Annotated in this window: 16 protein-coding genes and 1 pseudogene; 11 read left to right on the top strand and 6 right to left on the bottom strand. The window is 34.5% G+C overall.

What is annotated here, in order from left to right:
• Positions 1–185: 185 nt before the first annotated feature.
• The 3 genes and pseudogenes from JK139_RS06030 to cobA all read right to left on the bottom strand — a co-directional run.
• Positions 186–368 (bottom strand): annotated as a pseudogene (locus JK139_RS06030) (transposase); the annotation flags it as partial.
• Between the two features lie 71 nt (positions 369–439).
• Positions 440–580 carry a hypothetical protein gene (locus JK139_RS06035; RefSeq protein WP_176712985.1) on the bottom strand — a complete coding sequence of 47 codons (141 nt, stop codon included), beginning with the start codon at positions 578–580 and terminating at the stop codon, positions 440–442.
• An 89-nt stretch (positions 581–669) separates the two neighbouring features.
• Positions 670–1467, bottom strand: a complete 798-nt coding sequence (gene cobA, locus JK139_RS06040; protein WP_074417861.1) for a uroporphyrinogen-III C-methyltransferase — start codon at positions 1465–1467, stop codon at positions 670–672.
• Positions 1468–1672: 205 nt separating this feature from the next.
• Between cobA and nirB the strand changes: the two genes are divergently transcribed.
• From nirB to JK139_RS06075, 7 genes are all read left to right on the top strand, one after another.
• A complete protein-coding gene (nirB, locus tag JK139_RS06045) occupies positions 1673–4174 on the top strand; it encodes a nitrite reductase large subunit NirB (protein ID WP_218330820.1) in 2502 nt (833 codons plus the stop codon).
• Between the two features lie 20 nt (positions 4175–4194).
• A complete protein-coding gene (gene nirD / locus JK139_RS06050; RefSeq protein ID WP_074417859.1) occupies positions 4195–4605 on the top strand; it encodes a nitrite reductase small subunit NirD in 411 nt (136 codons plus the stop codon).
• 91 nt (positions 4606–4696) lie between these two features.
• Positions 4697–6055 carry an alginate export family protein gene (locus tag JK139_RS06055; RefSeq protein ID WP_218330821.1) on the top strand — a complete coding sequence of 453 codons (1359 nt, stop codon included), beginning with the start codon at positions 4697–4699 and terminating at the stop codon, positions 6053–6055.
• 58 nt (positions 6056–6113) lie between these two features.
• Positions 6114–7421 carry a NarK family nitrate/nitrite MFS transporter gene (locus JK139_RS06060; protein WP_218330822.1) on the top strand — a complete coding sequence of 436 codons (1308 nt, stop codon included), beginning with the start codon at positions 6114–6116 and terminating at the stop codon, positions 7419–7421.
• A gap of 109 nt (positions 7422–7530) precedes the next feature.
• Positions 7531–11046 (top strand): nitrate reductase, encoded by a 3516-nt coding sequence (locus JK139_RS06065; RefSeq protein WP_218330823.1) that lies wholly within the window; start codon positions 7531–7533, stop codon positions 11044–11046.
• Positions 11004–11585, top strand: a complete 582-nt coding sequence (locus JK139_RS06070) for a nitrate reductase associated protein (protein WP_218330824.1) — start codon at positions 11004–11006, stop codon at positions 11583–11585. The genes JK139_RS06065 and JK139_RS06070 overlap by 43 nt, the downstream gene beginning before the upstream one ends.
• Positions 11586–11594: 9 nt before the next feature.
• Positions 11595–13088 (top strand): rubredoxin, encoded by a 1494-nt coding sequence (locus JK139_RS06075; RefSeq protein ID WP_074418967.1) that lies wholly within the window; start codon positions 11595–11597, stop codon positions 13086–13088.
• Here JK139_RS06075 and JK139_RS06080 read toward each other — a convergent pair.
• Genes JK139_RS06080 through JK139_RS06090 form a run of 3 tightly spaced genes read right to left on the bottom strand, consistent with a single transcriptional unit; the run spans position 13074 to position 14592 of the window.
• On the bottom strand, positions 13074–13664 hold the full coding sequence (locus tag JK139_RS06080; protein ID WP_074418966.1) for a molybdenum cofactor guanylyltransferase: 591 nt from the start codon (positions 13662–13664) through the stop codon (positions 13074–13076). The genes JK139_RS06075 and JK139_RS06080 overlap by 15 nt on opposite strands.
• A 34-nt stretch (positions 13665–13698) precedes the next feature.
• Complete coding sequence (locus JK139_RS06085) at positions 13699–13977, bottom strand: SelT/SelW/SelH family protein (RefSeq protein WP_074418965.1); 279 nt, start codon at positions 13975–13977, stop codon at positions 13699–13701.
• Positions 13978–13980: 3 nt separating this feature from the next.
• Positions 13981–14592, bottom strand: a complete 612-nt coding sequence (locus JK139_RS06090; protein ID WP_228733142.1) for a precorrin-2 dehydrogenase/sirohydrochlorin ferrochelatase family protein — start codon at positions 14590–14592, stop codon at positions 13981–13983.
• A 453-nt stretch (positions 14593–15045) separates the two neighbouring features.
• Here JK139_RS06090 and JK139_RS06095 point away from each other — a divergent pair, with 453 nt between their 5' ends.
• The 4 genes from JK139_RS06095 to JK139_RS06110 all read left to right on the top strand — a co-directional run bounded on the left by JK139_RS06095 (position 15046) and on the right by JK139_RS06110 (position 17670).
• A complete protein-coding gene (locus JK139_RS06095; RefSeq protein ID WP_074418962.1) occupies positions 15046–15363 on the top strand; it encodes a hypothetical protein in 318 nt (105 codons plus the stop codon).
• Positions 15364–15516: 153 nt separating this feature from the next.
• Positions 15517–16350 (top strand): 4,5-DOPA-extradiol-dioxygenase, encoded by an 834-nt coding sequence (gene ygiD / locus JK139_RS06100; RefSeq protein ID WP_074418961.1) that lies wholly within the window; start codon positions 15517–15519, stop codon positions 16348–16350.
• A gap of 146 nt (positions 16351–16496) precedes the next feature.
• Complete coding sequence (locus JK139_RS06105) at positions 16497–17183, top strand: NAD-dependent epimerase/dehydratase family protein (RefSeq protein WP_074418960.1); 687 nt, start codon at positions 16497–16499, stop codon at positions 17181–17183.
• Between the two features lie 10 nt (positions 17184–17193).
• Positions 17194–17670, top strand: coding sequence for a hypothetical protein (locus JK139_RS06110; protein ID WP_074418959.1), 477 nt, complete (start codon positions 17194–17196; stop codon positions 17668–17670).
• Positions 17671–17705 lie beyond the last annotated feature (35 nt).

The raw sequence follows: 17705 nt of genomic DNA on the forward strand, positions 1-17705 counted from the left end.
AAGTTAAGTCCCTCATGGCCAATGGTACTTGGGCCTTGTCCCTGGGAGAGTAGGTAGCTGCCGTATTTATCTTAAAGAGGCTGTATCAAAAGCGATTTTGATGCAGCCTTTTAATTTTGGGGTATTGGGTTCAGGATTTTTTATTTTCTATGATTTTGGAGGGAGATTTATTTAAGACAGGCTTTTTATGCTGCCATTTTAAAAGTATTTTCTTTGTTTTTGCCCTTTGTGAACTTTTGAAGGTTGTGTGTCATAGCTATCAGGCCTATTTCGATGGATACTTTTTGATTGCCACGCAGTCTGAACCGCCGGAAGCCTTTATTCTGCTTCCAGTTGGCAAATACTGGTTCCACATCTGCACACCGCTTTTTGCGTTTTGTATTCCTTCTTCACTTCGCAGCCGTTGTGCTGCCTGTTGTTTTAACCAGCGAAGAAGTTGTCAATGCTCCTTTTCTTCGCCTGTGCATTTCTCCCAAATTTCAACTTTAGTACAACCTGTTGAAATTAACTCCTGTATGACTTTCTGTTTCTCTTCTTCAGTAAAATATTTACCTGCTTTTTTTATGATTTTTTTGTCCATGTTTTACACTTTTTGGTGTAAACCTATTTTAGGAAAAGACAAATTAATTTGTTTCATTTAATAAAACAAGCATCTACTCTTTTTCCCCATTATATCCATTGTAAATTAGCTTTGTTTTTTGGGGAAATATAATTCAGGTCATTTTTTTGTAAAAAATCTGCAATTATGGAAGGATGGAACTTTACTACTTCTCCAACAACGATTATAGAAGGATTTGTAAGTCCTGCATATTGTGATTTTAAGTAAATATCCTTTACTTTTCCAATAATAATTTTTTCGCTTTCAGTAGTGCCATCTTGAATAATTGCAACAGGAGTTTCGTTTTTTCCATAACTTGAAAAAATTTGCATGATCTTTTCCAGTTTACTCATTGCCATTAAAATAACGACGGTTGCAGTTGACTGTGCAGCCAATTTTAAATCGGGCGAAATTTTTCCTGCTTTATTTGTACCGGTAGTTACCCAAAAGCTTTCATTAATACCCCGGCTCGTGAGTGGTATCATTTGTGATGCAGGTACAGCAAGTGCACTGGATATGCCTGGAATCACCTCTACCTGAATGCCTGCATTGCGGGCAGCATCAATCTCCTCTTGTGCACGACCAAAAACAAAAGGATCTCCCCCTTTAAGTCTTACTACCTTTCCATGTGAAAATGCATATTCAATAATGAGATGATTAATTTCTTGTTGAGAAAGAGAATGGCATCCATATCGCTTGCCAACAAATTTTTTGACGGTATTTGATTTTGCATATTGCAACAATGTTTCATTTGCAAGCGCATCATATAATATAACGTCTGCAGACTTAAGTGCATTGATTGCTTTTAATGTAATTAGTTCAGGATCTCCAGGCCCCGCCCCAACTAATAATAAATAAGGATTAGGCATAAAAATAACATTGTAAATAAAAATATATAATATTTTTTATCAAAAATAACTAATTATTTAATCATTTTGATTATTTTTATCTACTAAATGATAATTTTTTTGATAAAATAATCATCTTTGATAATATTCTATCACATAAAATTACAAATAATACGATTGTTGCCATTTTTATAAGTTCCTTTTTAATGACCTAAAATCGTTTAAAATGAAAATAATAATTATTGGCAATGGTATGGTTGGTTATAAATTCTGTGAAAAGCTGCTGAAAAAAGCAAAACAAAATCAATTTGAATTAACAGTATTCGGAGAAGAACCAAGACCTGCTTATGATCGCGTTCATCTAACTGATTATTTTTCCGGCACGTCTGCGGCAAATTTATACTTAGCGCCATCTGACTGGTACAGAGAGAATAATATCCAACTGCACTTAGCTGACCCCATAAAAAGCATAGACAGAAAAAACCAAATCGTGTATTCGCATAAGGGTATCAAGAGCTCTTACGATTATCTGGTTATTGCTACGGGATCATCGCCCTTTATTCCAGACATTCCCGGTATAGAAAAAAAGGGGGTATTCATGTATCGAACGATAGAAGATCTGGAATTAATGAAGGATTTTGCAAAAAAGGCAAAAAATGGTGCAGTAATTGGCGGGGGACTGCTTGGTCTTGAAGCAGCAAAAGCAATGATTGACCTCGGCATAGCACATACACAGGTAATTGAATTTGCACCCCGACTTATGCCACGACAAATTGATGATATCGGTTCAAAAATTCTTCAATCAAAATTAGAAGCAATTGGTTTGAAAATTCAAACGAATAAAAATACAAAAGAAATTATTGGCGATGATTGTATACAAGGAATGATCTTCTCAGATAATTCAAAAATTGACGTGGATATGCTGGTAATTTCTGCCGGAATAAAGCCAAGAGATGAACTTGCCAAACAGGCAGGTCTTGAAATTGGTTTACGTGGAGGGATTGTTGTGAATAATAATTTACAAACCAGTGACGCTCGAATCTTTGCTATCGGTGAATGTGCTTTATATAACAATATGATTTACGGTTTAGTTGCACCTGGTTATGAAATGGCAGATGTTGTAGTATCATACCTTACCAATGGTAATAAAATATTTAATGGCTATGACATGAGCACCAAATTAAAATTAATTGGCATTGATGTTGCCAGCTTTGGTGATCCTTTTATTCAATCTACTGATTGTTGTTCGCTTGTATATGAAGATACCCTAAAAGGTATATATAAAAAAATAAATATAACTGCAGATGGTAAATACCTTTTAGGTGGTATATTAATTGGAGAGGCAGAAACATATAACATGTTGTTGCAAACAACAAAAAACAAACTTGTATTGCCTAAAAATCCTCAAGATATACTTTTAGGGCCGGGCAGAAGTGAACCTGGAGCCGGACCAGGTGTTTCAGGCCTTCCAGATGAAGCTTTAATATGCAGTTGCGAAAGTGTTACCAAAAAAGATATACGCCATTCAGTATTGCAGGGATGTGAAACGATAGACGCAATAAAACAATGTACAAAAGCAGGTACCGGCTGTGGAGGATGTATGCCAATGGTAAAAGACTTGATGCTCCATGAAATGAAAACACAAGGCAAGTATATTCGAAATGTTATATGCGAACATTTTAATTATTCGCGTCAGGAATTATATGATTTAATCAAACTAAAAAACCTTAAATCATTCGACGAAGTATTGGATGTTTTGGGTAAGGGTGATGGATGCGAATTATGCAAACCGCCTGTAGCTTCAATATTAGCAAGTTTATGGAATGAAATGATATTAAAAAAAGGAAATGACACTGCGCAGGATTCTAACGACCGTTATCTTGCGAATATTCAAAAAGGCGGTACTTATTCAGTAGTGCCAAGAATTCCGGGTGGAGAAATTACACCAGATAAATTAATTGTGATTGGTGAAATTGCAAAAAAATACAATCTCTATACAAAAATAACGGGTGGGCAGCGAATTGATATGTTTGGTGCCCATTTAAATGACTTACCAGAAATATGGAAGGAACTGATTGAAGCGGGTTTTGAAAGTGGTCATGCATATGGGAAAGCACTTCGAACAGTAAAAAGCTGCGTTGGTTCAACTTGGTGCAGATTTGGCCTGCATGACAGTGTAAGTTTTGCAATTGAAATTGAAGAAAGGTATCGTGGATTACGTTCACCGCATAAACTGAAAGGTGGTGTAAGCGGCTGTATCCGTGAATGTGCTGAAGCACAATCAAAAGATTTTGGCATTATTGCTACAGAAAAAGACTGGAATCTATTTATTTGTGGCAATGGCGGCTCTAAACCCCAGCATGCATTACTCCTTGCAACTGACATTGATAAAGAAACATGCATAAAATATCTTGACAGGTTTCTTATGTTTTATATAAAAACAGCTGATCCATTAACACGAACTGCAACCTGGCTTAATAAAATGGAAGGTGGAATTGATTATTTACGTAATGTAATAATTAATGATAGTCTTGGTATTAATCAGCAATTAGAGCAAGAAATGAGCGTACTGATCAACAGCTATAAATGCGAATGGAAAGAGGTGGTCGAATCACCTGAATTGCGTAAACGCTTCTCGCATTTCGTGAATGCACCTTCTGAAAAAGATCCTACTGTTCAATTCGAAAATTTGAGAGAGCAGAAAAAAGCAGCAAATTGGAAATATTAAAAACAAATAAATATTAAAATATGAATGTAACAACTACAGAAATTTCACATCCTCAAACAGAGCTGGAGGAAAATAGTGTTATATGGCTACCCGCTTGTCATAAAAATGACGTCCCTTTAAATGGCGGTGTATGTGTTAAATATGAAAATGAACAAATTGCATTGTTCCATTTCAGCAGACGTGGTGAATGGTATGCAACACAAAATCTATGCCCACACAAACACCAAATGGCATTAAGCAGAGGAATAATTGGAACTCAAAACGATGAACCAAAAGTGGCTTGTCCTTTTCATAAAAAAACATTTTCGCTGATTGATGGGCGTAGTATGAACCAAAGCGAAGATTGTAATATTAGAACTTTCCCTGTTAAACTGGAAAACGATTTTGTATACATAGGTTTCATCAATAAACACAAGGAAAATATTATATGAAAGCATTCAAAATATAAAGCCTGGTAGATTGCACCCTGCCCAGGCTCTATGTTTTAAATAAATACGTTCACTTAAAACCAAACGAATTTACATGAAAAAAAAATTAATTGCTGTGGGAATTTTTGGTATAATCTTTTTGTTTGATTTCTTACCATTACAAGCCCAATTTTCGCTTTCTGGTCAAATAAGGCCAAGATCTGAGTTCAGAGATGGTCAGGGTGCGCCTTTGTCTAATGGTTTAGCTCCTGCTTTCTTCATTTCGCAACGCACACGACTTATTGCCGGTTTTAAATCTTATCGGTTAAAATTTGGGTTGTCTTTACAGGATGTTAGGCTATGGGGGCAGGATGTATCAACAATTAACCAAACGACCACACAAAACAACAATGGATTAATGCTGCATGAAGCATGGGCTGAAATACTACTTACTGACACTACCCTAAAAAACAAAGCACTAAGCTTAAAGATAGGCAGACAGGAATTAGTGTATGATGACCAACGCCTCATTGGAAATCTCGATTGGCTTCAACAGGCCAGAACACATGACGCTGCTGTTTTGAAATATGAAACATACCAATGGATGATACATTTAGCTGGTGCATTTAATCAAAATACTTCAAATTCTTCAGGTACAATTTACTACAGCACCCCGCCGGGTAATTATGCTGCTAACACCAATGGCGGCAGCATGTATAAAAGTATGGAATTCTTATACATAGGTAAAAAATTGGCAAATGGAAATGTTTCGTTCCTGTTTTTTACAGACCAATTCAATAAGTATACTACAGATAGTAATGCAACAAAAATATTCCAAACTGGTGTATGGGGAAGAGCCACTACCGGCCTCTATTTTAATGACCTCTTTTTAAATAGTGTTGCTGTAACTGCTTCTACCTATTATCAATTTGGTAAAAATGCAACAGGCCAACCATTGAGTTCTTATTTACTCAGTGGTTTTGCAAAATATATTTTTAATAAAAAGATTAACACTGGAATTGGAATTGATTATACATCCGGTGGTAAAAGCGGTAATACAAGCAATACTTTTGATCCTTTGTATGGAACCCCCCATAAATTCTGGGGTCTCATGGATTATTATTATGCAGCAAGTCCATTTGGTAAAGGTGGATTGGTTGATGTTTATTTAAAAACTAAATACACGCCCTCAGAAAAGTTTTGGATTACAGCAGATTTACATTCATTCTCAAGTGCAACGAGTATTGTTAACCCTAATAACCTGAGTAGTAATAAAAAGGGATTGGGCACTGAGTTTGACTTTGTAGGTTCTTATAGTATTACAAAACAAGTTAATATAGAGTCAGGTTATTCTCATTATTTTAGCACGGCTTTACTTACCTCACCTAATGTAAAAAATATAGCAAATGCCAGATCAGGAGCAAACTGGGCTTATCTTATGTTAGATATAAAACCTGAATTCTTTTTCAAATAAAAACCCAACGCTTCCTAATTACTATTATCTATTTTAAGCAACTAAAATATTATTTATTATGCAAGTTTCTCCAAATACAAAACCACTTAATCGATTAAATATATTCAGTATCAGGGGTGTTCAAATGCGCAGTTTTCACATTACCTGGCTAATGTTCTTTGTTTGTTTCTTTGGCTGGTTCGGTCTTGCACCTTTAATGCCAACCATTCGTACTGACCTACACCTTACAAAATCACAGATTGGCAATCTGGTTATTATTTCTGTCTCTTCTACTATCATTGCCCGATTAATTATAGGAAAATTATGCGATATATGGGGCCCCCGATTAACAGCTGTCTTTTTACTCATATTTGGATCCATACCGGTTTTCCTTGTTGGTTTATCAAAAGATTATACCAGTTTTTTATTATTTAGAGCAGCAATCGGGATAATAGGCGCTTCGTTTGTAATTACCCAATTCCATACTTCCCTTATGTTCGCTGGTAACATCAAAGGTACCGCTAATGCTATAGCGGGAGGATGGGGAAATTTAGGAGGTGGGGTAACAAATATGTTAATGCCTCTGATTTTTGCTGCAATAGTTGCTGCTGGTTTTACAAAACATGAAGCATGGCGATATGCCATGATAATTCCGGGAACCATGATGCTGTTAGTAGCCATACTCTATTACCGATATACTAAAGACACTCCGGAAGGAAATTTTTCTGAACTCAACAAAGCTAAAAATTCGAGAAAAAAAACAGATTGGTCAGTGATTCGAGATTGGCGGATATGGACACTTGCATTGGCTTATGCTATGAGCTTTGGTATGGAAATAACTTTCGACAATGTGGCTTCCCTGCACTTTGTTGATACATTTAAATTATCACAATCTTCTGCCGGTTTTTGGGCAGGTATCTTTGGCTTTATGAATTTGTTTGCCCGTGCGCTGGGAGGAGTTGCGTCTGATAAAATAGGAAAAAAGTTCGGAATGAAAGGGAAAGGGTGGCTTTTAGCCATGATGCTTTTGCTGGAGGGTATAGGCATTATCATTTTTGCGCATGCAGGCACTTTATTTTTTGCAATTATTTCCATGCTTTCATTTGCATTATTCCTAAAAATGGCAAATGGTGCAACCTATGGTATTGTTCCTTTTGTCAATGAAAAAAATGTAGGACTTATTAGTGGTATTGTTGGAGCCGGAGGCAATGTAGGAGGTATGTTATTTGGATTTTTATTTAAATCAACGAATATTTCTTATGTACAGGCTTTTACCTATATCGGATATATGGTAATTACAGTTGCAGTTGTAGTTTTTATAACTCGTTTTTATAAGGTGGTAAAGTCTGAATCTATTCATCCAAATACAGAATTAGCTATAGCATAAAATTGTATTATAAACAAGGCAAGTTAAAAAAAACAGAAAGAAATAAGGACAATTCATGCCTGAACAAAAAGACATAAAAACAAATTATAGCTTATTGAATAAGTCAGCAATGAAAACAACATGTTGCTATTGTGGCGTGGGGTGTGGTATTGTAATAAATAATGACCAACATGGAAACATAATTGTTGAAGGCGATAAAGAACATCCGGTGAACAAAGGTATGCTTTGCAGTAAAGGTATGAATCTGCATTATACAGTAATGGATCAGAGTGACAGACTTTTATATCCTGAAATGCGGTATAATAAAAACCAATTACGACAGCGAGTATCGTGGGAGCAGGCCTTAAACAGGGCCGCCGCAGTTTTTACATCAATTATTGAAAAATATGGACCGGACTCAGTTGCTTTTTATGCCTCCGGACAATGCCTCACAGAAGAATATTATGTAATCAATAAATTGATGAAAGGATTTATTGGCAGCAATAATATTGATACCAATTCCAGGTTGTGCATGAGTAGTGCAGTAACCGGGTATAAAATGAGTTTGGGGCAAGACAGTATGCCTATTAGTTATGATGATATTGAAATTGCTGATTGTATTTTTATTGCCGGTGCAAATCCTGCATGGTGTCATCCTATCTTATGGCGAAGAATCGAGGCAGCTCTTGAAACAAATCCTAATTTGAAAATTATTGTTAGTGATCCGAGAAAAACTCAAACTGCAACTAAAGCAAGTTTATACCTGCAATTAAATCCCGGAACAGATGTAGTATTGCATCATGCCATAGGTAGGGCTTTAATTGAACAAGGAGATATCGATATCAATTTTATAGAATGTAGTACGGAGGGTTTTGAACAATACCGAAATAACGTAATGCAAAGAACAATTGCTGAAGCTGCAATTATCTGTGGTCTGGAAGAAAAAGAAATTTATTTGGCAGCTTCATTTATTGGTAATGCAAAAGGATTTATTTCAATGTGGGCGATGGGACTGAACCAAAGCGTTATTGGGGTTAACAAAAACCTAAGTCTAATTAACCTTAATCTTATTACAGGCCATATTGGGAAGCCGGGTTCCGGACCATTTTCGCTAACCGGCCAACCTAATGCAATGGGAGGAAGGGAAGTTGGTGGCATGGCCAATCTGTTACCCGCACACCGGGATTTAGCCAATGCAGCACACAGAATTTATGTACAGAATTTTTGGAAAGGAAAGCAAATATCTCCTAAACCCGGGTACACAGCAACGGAAATGTTCGAAGCATTAAACGATGGCAGACTGAAGGCAATATGGATTGTATCCACCAATCCATTGGTTAGCCTGCCTAATGTTCGATTGGCAGAAGATACACTAAAAAAAGCAAAATTCGTTGTAGTTCAGGAAGCGTCTAATAAACCGGAAACTTTACTATATGCAGATATTGTGCTTCCTGCAGCCACATGGGCTGAAAAAGAAGGAACAATGACCAACTCTGAAAGACGAATTTCTTACTTGAACAAAATTGTAGATGCCCCGGGAGAAGCCTTACCAGATGCTGAAATTATTTGCAGGTTTGCGCAAAAAATGGGTTATAAACAGTTTAACTATAAAACATCATCAGAAATTTTTGATGAGCATTGTGCACTTACTAAAAATACAAAAATTGACATTAGTGGTTTAAGTTATAATATATTAAAAATACAAAATGGGGTACAATGGCCCTACCCCTCTGGTGAAAAAGGGAGTGGTACTAAACGATTGTTTACAAACCATCAGTTTGATACACCTTCTAAAAGGGCAATTATACATACCATTAATGATCATATTGAACTGGAGAAGCCGGATGAAATTTTTCCTTTAATACTTACTACCGGGCGTATCAGAGATCAATGGCATACCATGAGTAAAACAGGAAAAGTAAATAAACTCAAACTTCACATTCCTGAATCATTTTTAGAAATACATCCTGATGATGCATCTCAAAGAAATATCAAAGAAAATGATTTGGTAGAAATTAACAGTAAAAACGGACAAGTGCGGGTGAAAGCAAGAATATCATCAAACATAAAACAAGGAGTCGTTTTTTTACCAATGCATTGGGGAAAAATTTTAAAAAGCGATCTAAACAGGGCAAACAACCTTACTAATAATTTAGTTGACCCAAAATCAAAAGAACCTGATTTTAAATATACTGCCGTTCAGATACAGGGATATAAAAAAGCAAAAGAAAAAATTATTATAATAGGTGCAGGAGCAGGCGCGTTTGGGTTCATAAAGAGTTATCGTGATCGAAATAAAGCAGACGAAATTATTGTTTTTAGCAAAGAAGCCTTTCCTTTTTATAATCGGGTTATGCTGCCAGATTACATTAGTGGTTGGCAAAACTGGCAACACTTAGTAAAAATGACAGATGATGATGAAGATCAATTAAACATTAAATTACACAGAGGTACAAGTATTGAGCAAATTGACAGATTAAATCAAACAGTAACTGATAGCAATGGGGAAATACATCACTATAATAAATTGGTGATAGCAACCGGTAGCCGGGCTGCTAAGCTCCGGGATGTACCTCCATTGAAAGGCATATTCACTATGAGGAACAGAAACGATGCGGATAGTTTTAAAAATCATATTGACCCTGCCAAAGGAAAAGTAATTATAATTGGTGGTGGTATATTAGGAATAGAATTAGCAGCTTCGCTTCGTGAAGTAAACTTGAATGTAACCATTGTTCATCGTAATTCAAGATTAATGGACAAGCAATTAGACCAGCTGGGTAGTCAACTATTGCACGAAGAGTTGCATAGTAAAAATATAGAAATTTATTATAATGATGAAATTGAGCGCTTAATTGGCAATAATTCTGTTGAAGGAATCAAATTAAAAAGTGGTGCAATAATTGATTGCCAGGCAATTATAATTGCTATAGGTACAGTACCGAATATTAAACTTGCAAAAGATTGCGGGTTGAATTGTAAACGAGGCGTGATAGTAAATGAATATTTGCAAACCAGTGATCCAAATATTTTTTCAGTAGGGGAAATTGCAGAGTTTAAAGGATTTTTGTATGGGATTACAGTTGCAGCAGAACAACAGGCTGACATAGCAGCACGATATATTTCAGGCGATATTTCAAAATATTATGAAGGCTCAATATTTATGAATATTTTAAAGATGCGTGGAACAGATTTTGTTTCCATAGGCACTATTGAATCTCCTGACAATAAAGAGTATGAAGAGGTAGTTTTTATAGATAAGGCCAAACGCTATTATAAAAAATGCCTCATTCACAATGACCGATTAATAGGGGCAATCTTAATCGGAGATAAAACTGAGTTCCTTGATTTTAAAGATCTAATCGAGAACAAAACAGAGCTTTCAGAAAAACGTCTGTTATTATTGCGTTCAGGCAATAAAACAGAGCCGCTATTGGGTAAATTGATTTGCAGTTGCGGCAACATCGGTGAAGGTAATATTATTAACAAAATTAAACAGGGATATAATGATTTAAAATCATTATGCGAGTCCAGCGGTGCGGGTATGGGTTGCGGCAGCTGCAGGCCTGAAGTACAGACCATTTTAGAGAAAAAAATGTCAGAATGTATGAATTTAACAGAAGAAAAAAAAATAATGACTGTATAGATTTAATTACAAATCGAAAAGTGATGAAAATAAAAAAACATATTAACTTAAATAAGTTACATTATTTTTTTAAACATACAAAAAAAATAGAATATTTTCAATTTGAAGAAGATTTTGTTGAGGAAAATGTTCGTTGTATTCCAATGATTGTAAGATTTAAAATGGATGAAGTAGGAATAAAATTAAAATTAAAAGAATGGGCAATGATGAGTTTAAACGAAAAGAAAAAACTGGCATCAATCAATATTACAACTAAAAAAGAGAAAAAAAAATATTATAATTATACAAAAATTATTATAAAAAAATACACCGGTTTAGACCCAACAAATTTGCAAATTGAAGATGACCCTGAATGGTCAAATATAGAAAAAATTCCAGAAAAATTTTTAACAAAAGCCAGTGAATTCAACTTACCAATTAATCTTAATCAATGGAAAAATTTGAGCGATTTACAACGTTTTGCCTTACTAAAATTGTGCAGACCAGGACATGAGAATAAAAATTTTATAAAAGCAATAAGAGAATTCAAATTATCCTAAAGAAATTATATGAGACATGCATTTAAATTTAAAATTAATTTCACAGGAGGGATTATCTCGCCGGGATATCTGCATAATATTTTAGAAGCTTTAGAGGTTGCCGGAATTGATAATGTTCGTTTTGGTTTGAGGCAGCAATTACTGATTGATGTATCGCACAAAGAATATGAGAAAGTAGTGGCATCATTAAATTTACATAACATTCAATATGAAAATAAAATAGATTCTTATCCCAACATCCTCAGTTCATATCCTGCTGAAGAAATATTTATCAGAGATTCATGGGTAAAGGAAGGGGTATATAAAGATATTTTTGATCTGTTTGATTACAGACCTGCAATCAAAATAAACATCGCTGATAACAACCAAACGTTTACTCCTTTTTTTACAGGTAATATTAACTGGATTGCCTCAAAAAATATTCATTTTTGGTATTTGTATATTCGATTCCCAAAAACAAATATAATTTATCAATGGAAAGATTTAATATATACCAACGAAATTCCACGTTTATCTAAATTTATTGAAAAAATTATTTTTGAAAATCCTGAACTATATTATGATAACAACCTTGCTTATGGCGACATTATTTACGAACAAGTTCATTCAAGCATCAGTATTATATCAAAACCAGTGGAAGAAAACCTGTTTCTGCCAGAATTTAAACTTCCTTATTATGAAGGATTTAATAATTATGGTACTAAATCCTGGTTAGGACTATATCAGCGCAACGAATTATTTAAAGTTTCGTTCCTAAAAGATATTTGTAAACTATGCCTGGAAACCAAGATAGGACAGTTATATACAACACCATGGAAATCTTTGATTATAAAAAATATTGATGAAAAGCATAGACATTTGTGGAGTTTTATTTTGAACAGGCATCGAATTAATGTTCGACATGCCTCCAATGAATTGAACTGGCAGGTAGAAGATACCAACGAAGAAGGTCTTAGTATCAAACAGCATATCATTAGGCAATTAGATAAAGATGATGTTCGTACCTATGGATTATGCATTGCAGTAAAAACTCAACCAAAGTCAGGTGTGTTTGGCTCTATAATTATTAAAAAACAATATAATGTAATAAGAGATACATTAAAACCTTCAAGCAAGTTTGATATTTTATATAGTTCAGGTTTCAATCCAAACTCAAATGAATTGATTGTATTCAGAAACAATGTAAGTAAAGAACATTTGGCCACTTATCTTATTTCATTATGTAAATATTATTATGAAAATTTCTGTAAAAATGATTTATTAAAAGAAACCGCTATAAAAGAAGAATATTTTGAATCAAATTTATCAATACCAACTATGGTTTACCAGTGCCGGAAATGTTTAACAGTGTACGATGAAGAAATTGGAGAACCAGAAAATAAAATAGCTCCAGGCACTTTATTTAACCAATTAGACAGTGCTTATAAATGTACGGTATGTGATGCAACAAAAGAAAATTTTGTATTAGTGAGTAAGGCTTCATTGGGATTACAAGCCATTTAAATCTGCATGAGCATTCATATTTCGAAAACATATTTTTTTATCAGCAGATACAGGTATTTTATAAACACTTAAATGTTCTAGTATAAATTTCATACTATGTTTTAATAGTTGCCCGGTGTAATACATTTGCATTACGAACTCCAATGCCTTTGCAGTATAAATTCCGCATAAGGGTTCAGCTTCACCCTCAATTGTATAGATATATGCATCAAATGTATTTGTACTGTTTTGTTGATATTGACAATATAGATTTTTGATTAATGAAAACTCCATAAAAGGCATATCGCAGGCAAATACAAAAAAATCATCTGAAGGTCTTTGCAAATGAACGCTTAACAGTCCTAAAAGCGGGCCTTTGACTAATAAAGAATTATTGTCGGTAATAAGCCTTTCAGATGAAAAATATATTTTATATTTTTCTTGCTGCGATTTGTTCACTGAAATAAGTACAGGAATACCAAGTAGCGATAACTTTTCAGAAGCGGCCTGAACCCATGTACGATCATCTATTGAAATCATTCCTTTATCATTCCCCATACGAGTGCTTTGTCCACCACATAAAATAACGCCATTCATTAGTCTAAATTTTGTTATTTATAAATATTAATTATTAATTCATATCTATATGTCCTAAATTTTTTTCCGGATTCACAATATTCCTGATAATTCTTTTAATAATTTTTATTTCAGGAAATCCTCCATATTCTTTTCTGTTAAATACTATATCATCATTAATATAAATGTAATAAGCACCTGGCTGCTCACTGGGTTGCAACGAAACAGCTTTTATATCTTCTGAAAAACTGATTAATATTTCTTGTGCCATATAAGCAGCCCGTAGCAACCAGCCACACTTAGGGCAATATTCAATTGTGATAACTGGCTTCATGTTCTATTTTACTTTTTTATTTTGTTTTATCAAAGTTTCTGTTAACTTATTCAATTGTGCAACTTTTTCAGAAAAATCACCGGTTAAATATTTTCTAATCTGTTGCAGATTATTCAATGTTGTTTCAATATCATCAGGAAGGCTATTGTGTAATATTTCTTTGATTCGCTTTGCCATTGTTGGTGAAACACCGTTTGTAGAGATAGCTATTTTAAGGTTTTGTTTTTGCACCACTGATGAGAGATAGAAATCACAAATATCAGGGGTATCTGCTACGTTGCACAATAACCTTTTCCGCTTCGCTAAATCGCATATACGTTTATTTTCAGATTGATTTTCGGTAGCAATAATCACAATATCCTTATCCTTCAAATCTTTAACCATAAATTTTCGATATATAAGGCTTACTAATGAGTTATTTTCAGTTAACTGTTTAATTTCATTCCTGATTTCAGGAGCAATTAATGTTACTCTTGCGTTTGGTGAATTAGACAGCACCGCTGTAATTTTTTCAAGTCCCACATTGCCACCTCCAACAATCAGTGTATGAAGTTCTTCTAATTTAAGAAATACAGGGAAAAGATGGTTCATCAAATTGTCATTAAAATGATACAAGAGAATCAGAATAAAATTAAGGTCATCTCTAAAAACCTAAGATACGAAGTAATATTTTATTATAAAAAGTTGTCTGTTATAAAAACAGTTACCAAGTCAAAAGCAAGCGGATTAATTAACGAGCAAATACGGTTAGAAAAGTTGAGCAAACAACAAAACCCGTTAGAGCCCCCCTATACGGGCAGCCGTTTCTCTTTTTTAAGTTGCATAGGTTTTTTTTAGTCGTTACCAAGGTAAATTGATACACAAAATTATTGCCGGCCATAAATACCGTTTTATTGGTTTCTAAACGCTATTTTTAAACATTTTTGTTGCTACAAAAAACAGTGTACTATTTGGCCATGCTTATTCAACATAAAACATTTATAATTAGATAGCTATAAAAAAATAATTATTTTTAATTCATAATTATTTATTGGAAAAATCATTCATACTCAATACAATCAAGCCTCTATGTTGCGTACCATAGAGCAAATATTGGGTTTACCGCCCATGAATGTAATAGATGCCACGGCCTTGCCCATATTTGATTGTTTTATAATCGAGAAACATATATATCAATATGCCTATATTCCCAATAATATACCGTTAGATGAACGCAATAAACCCACGTCACAATTAACCGGTTTAGCCAAACAATACATTCGTTTATTTGAAAAAGTATTTGTAGCTGTTGATGGCGGCAATGATGCCGTAATGAATAAAATTTTATGGTTCGATGCTAAAGGTATGACACCTTATCCGGTAATAAGAGTGCAGAAAATATTTTAGTAACAGTGCCTGTTTTGATTAAGGAATTACAAATGACAATCCGCTTAAATTTTATAAAAGGTAAGTGAATTGATAATAATCAATTGTTTTTCTTATCTAACATCATTTTACAGGCACTAAGCTAAGCGTAACTTTGTGTAATCAATTTAAATTATGGCAAAATTTACTAATATACAGCAAATGATGCAAACTTTTCCTGAGCAGGAAACCTTAATGCCTGTTTTATTTATTGGGCATGGTTCACCCATGAATGGCATTGAAAATAATGTTTTTAGTAACCAATGGGCAGCCATAGCTAAAAACATTCCCATACCTAAAGCAGTTATCGTTATATCGGCGCATTGGCAAACCAGAGGCACACAAATTACGGCAATGGATTTACCGCCTACTATACACGACTTTGGCGGTTTTCCTGAAGCATTGTATCAGGTGCAATATCCAGCACCCGGTCAACCACAGTTGGCAGAAGTTACAAAACATCTTGTAAAAAGTACCGAAATTGGTTTAGACCATGAATGGGGTTTAGATCATGGTGCATGGACGGTGGTGCGGCACATGTATCCGCAGGCCAATATTCCCGTGCTACAGTTAAGTATTGATTACACTAAAGATGCCCGATATCATTTTGAATTAGCGAAAGAATTACAAGCATTACGCAAAAGAGGTGTATTAATGATAGGCAGTGGCAATATGGTACATAACCTGCGTATGGTAAACTGGCAAAAGTTGAATGAGCCTGGTTTTGCCTATGACTGGGCAACAGAAATAAATGAAACTTTTAAAACACTGATTGTACAAAACAATGCACCCGCATTAATTCGTTATGAACAATTGGGAACAGCTGCACAATTAGCCATACCTACACCCGAACATTATATTCCGCTGATGTATACCATGGGTTTGCGCAATAAAAAAGATGAAGCCATGCTATTCAATGATCTGGCTATTGGCGGCTCATTAACCATGACGTCTGTAAAATTGGGGTAATTTCCTCCCTGTATTTTAGTTCCGGTTGATTTTTTTATGATTGAATTTTAAAAAAAAAATTTGGAAACGCATGTTAAATGTTGTATATTTATTAGCGGCAAATCGGTTATTCTTCATTAAAGTTTACTTTGCTTTAAGTTTTTTACATGGAAAATTCCATTAACGTTATCATTACCGGTGCAACAGGCATGGTGGGCGAAGGGGTTTTACACGAATGTTTACAATCTGAACAAGTTGCCAAAGTGCTCATTATTAACCGGCGCACAACCGGAATAAAGCATCCTAAGTTAACTGAAATATTGCATGAAAATTTTATGGATGTAAGTCCATTAATGCCCGCAGTAAGTGGCTATGATGCTTGTTTTTTCTGTTTGGGTGTTTCATCGGTAGGAATGAAAGAAGCCGAATTCAGCCGATTGACGTATGATTTAACCATTGGTTTTGCGCGGTTACTCAGTAGCCAAAATCCCGCAATGACTTTCTGTTATGTTTCCGGTGCAGGTACAGATTCTTCAGAAAAAGGCAGACTGATGTGGGCCAGAGTAAAAGGGAAAACAGAAAACACGTTGATGCAACTACCTTTTAAAGCCGTGTTTTTGTTTCGCCCGGCTATAATTATTCCAACGCCCGGTTTAAAAAACACGTTAAAGCTGTACCATTATTTTGGTTGGCTAATACCGCTATTTAAAGTGCTGATACCCAATAGTATTTGTTCATTAAAAGAAATGGGGGAGGCAATGATTCAGGTGGCTTTAACCGGAAATGAAAAAAAGATATTGGAAGTGAAGGATATAAAACAGTTGCAAGTAGCCTTCAATAAATGTTGTTATTAATTCAATTCATATGAAAACTTTAGTATTTTCTATTTTGATATTTCTTACAATAAATGTTCATTCTCAAAAAAAAGAATTCATTCGCGTTTATATCTTAGAGGGAAAGAAAATAATGCGTGGTAGAGATTATCAAATTACTGACTCGACAATTGAGTTTAAAAAAAAGAATAAAATAATCCATTACGCTCAAATCGGTTTCATTAAAACAAAGCATTCTTTTGGACATAATATTGGGGTTGGTAGTCTCTTAGGGCTTGCATCTTTGGGTTTATTTACCCTGACCCTTCCCTATGATAAAAAAATTAACCTTTTTGATAAAGGTACAACGGTAGGTTTAGTTTCAACTTTAATCGGTGCGCCTTCCGGTGCTCTTATTGGTACAATTTCTAATGTTTTTAAGAAGCCAAAAAAAATTGAGATTGATAGAGATTTTGAAAAATGGGAAAAATTCAAAACTTTATTTCAAAAAATATCAAAATCAGATTAACTAAGGCTACCTGCAACAAAAATATTTGCAAAAGC

The organism is Hydrotalea lipotrueae, from assembly GCF_019249625.1.
GTDB lineage: Bacteria > Bacteroidota > Bacteroidia > Chitinophagales > Chitinophagaceae > Hydrotalea > Hydrotalea flava.

Excerpts from the sequence above, each read along its gene's own strand:
- JK139_RS06110 (WP_074418959.1), top strand. The coding sequence starts at position 17,194 with ATGAAAACTTTAGTATTTTCTATTTTGATATTTCTTACAATAAATGTT.
- JK139_RS06035 (WP_176712985.1), bottom strand. The coding sequence starts at position 580 with ATGGACAAAAAAATCATAAAAAAAGCAGGTAAATATTTTACTGAAGAA.
- JK139_RS06075 (WP_074418967.1), top strand. The coding sequence starts at position 11,595 with ATGAGACATGCATTTAAATTTAAAATTAATTTCACAGGAGGGATTATC.
- nirB (WP_218330820.1), top strand. The coding sequence starts at position 1,673 with ATGAAAATAATAATTATTGGCAATGGTATGGTTGGTTATAAATTCTGT.
- ygiD (WP_074418961.1), top strand. The coding sequence starts at position 15,517 with ATGGCAAAATTTACTAATATACAGCAAATGATGCAAACTTTTCCTGAG.
- JK139_RS06105 (WP_074418960.1), top strand. The coding sequence starts at position 16,497 with ATGGAAAATTCCATTAACGTTATCATTACCGGTGCAACAGGCATGGTG.
- nirD (WP_074417859.1), top strand. The coding sequence starts at position 4,195 with ATGAATGTAACAACTACAGAAATTTCACATCCTCAAACAGAGCTGGAG.
- JK139_RS06070 (WP_218330824.1), top strand. The coding sequence starts at position 11,004 with ATGTATGAATTTAACAGAAGAAAAAAAAATAATGACTGTATAGATTTA.
- JK139_RS06055 (WP_218330821.1), top strand. The coding sequence starts at position 4,697 with ATGAAAAAAAAATTAATTGCTGTGGGAATTTTTGGTATAATCTTTTTG.
- JK139_RS06095 (WP_074418962.1), top strand. The coding sequence starts at position 15,046 with ATGTTGCGTACCATAGAGCAAATATTGGGTTTACCGCCCATGAATGTA.
- JK139_RS06080 (WP_074418966.1), bottom strand. The coding sequence starts at position 13,664 with ATGAATGGCGTTATTTTATGTGGTGGACAAAGCACTCGTATGGGGAAT.
- JK139_RS06085 (WP_074418965.1), bottom strand. The coding sequence starts at position 13,977 with ATGAAGCCAGTTATCACAATTGAATATTGCCCTAAGTGTGGCTGGTTG.
- JK139_RS06065 (WP_218330823.1), top strand. The coding sequence starts at position 7,531 with ATGAAAACAACATGTTGCTATTGTGGCGTGGGGTGTGGTATTGTAATA.
- JK139_RS06060 (WP_218330822.1), top strand. The coding sequence starts at position 6,114 with ATGCAAGTTTCTCCAAATACAAAACCACTTAATCGATTAAATATATTC.
- cobA (WP_074417861.1), bottom strand. The coding sequence starts at position 1,467 with ATGCCTAATCCTTATTTATTATTAGTTGGGGCGGGGCCTGGAGATCCT.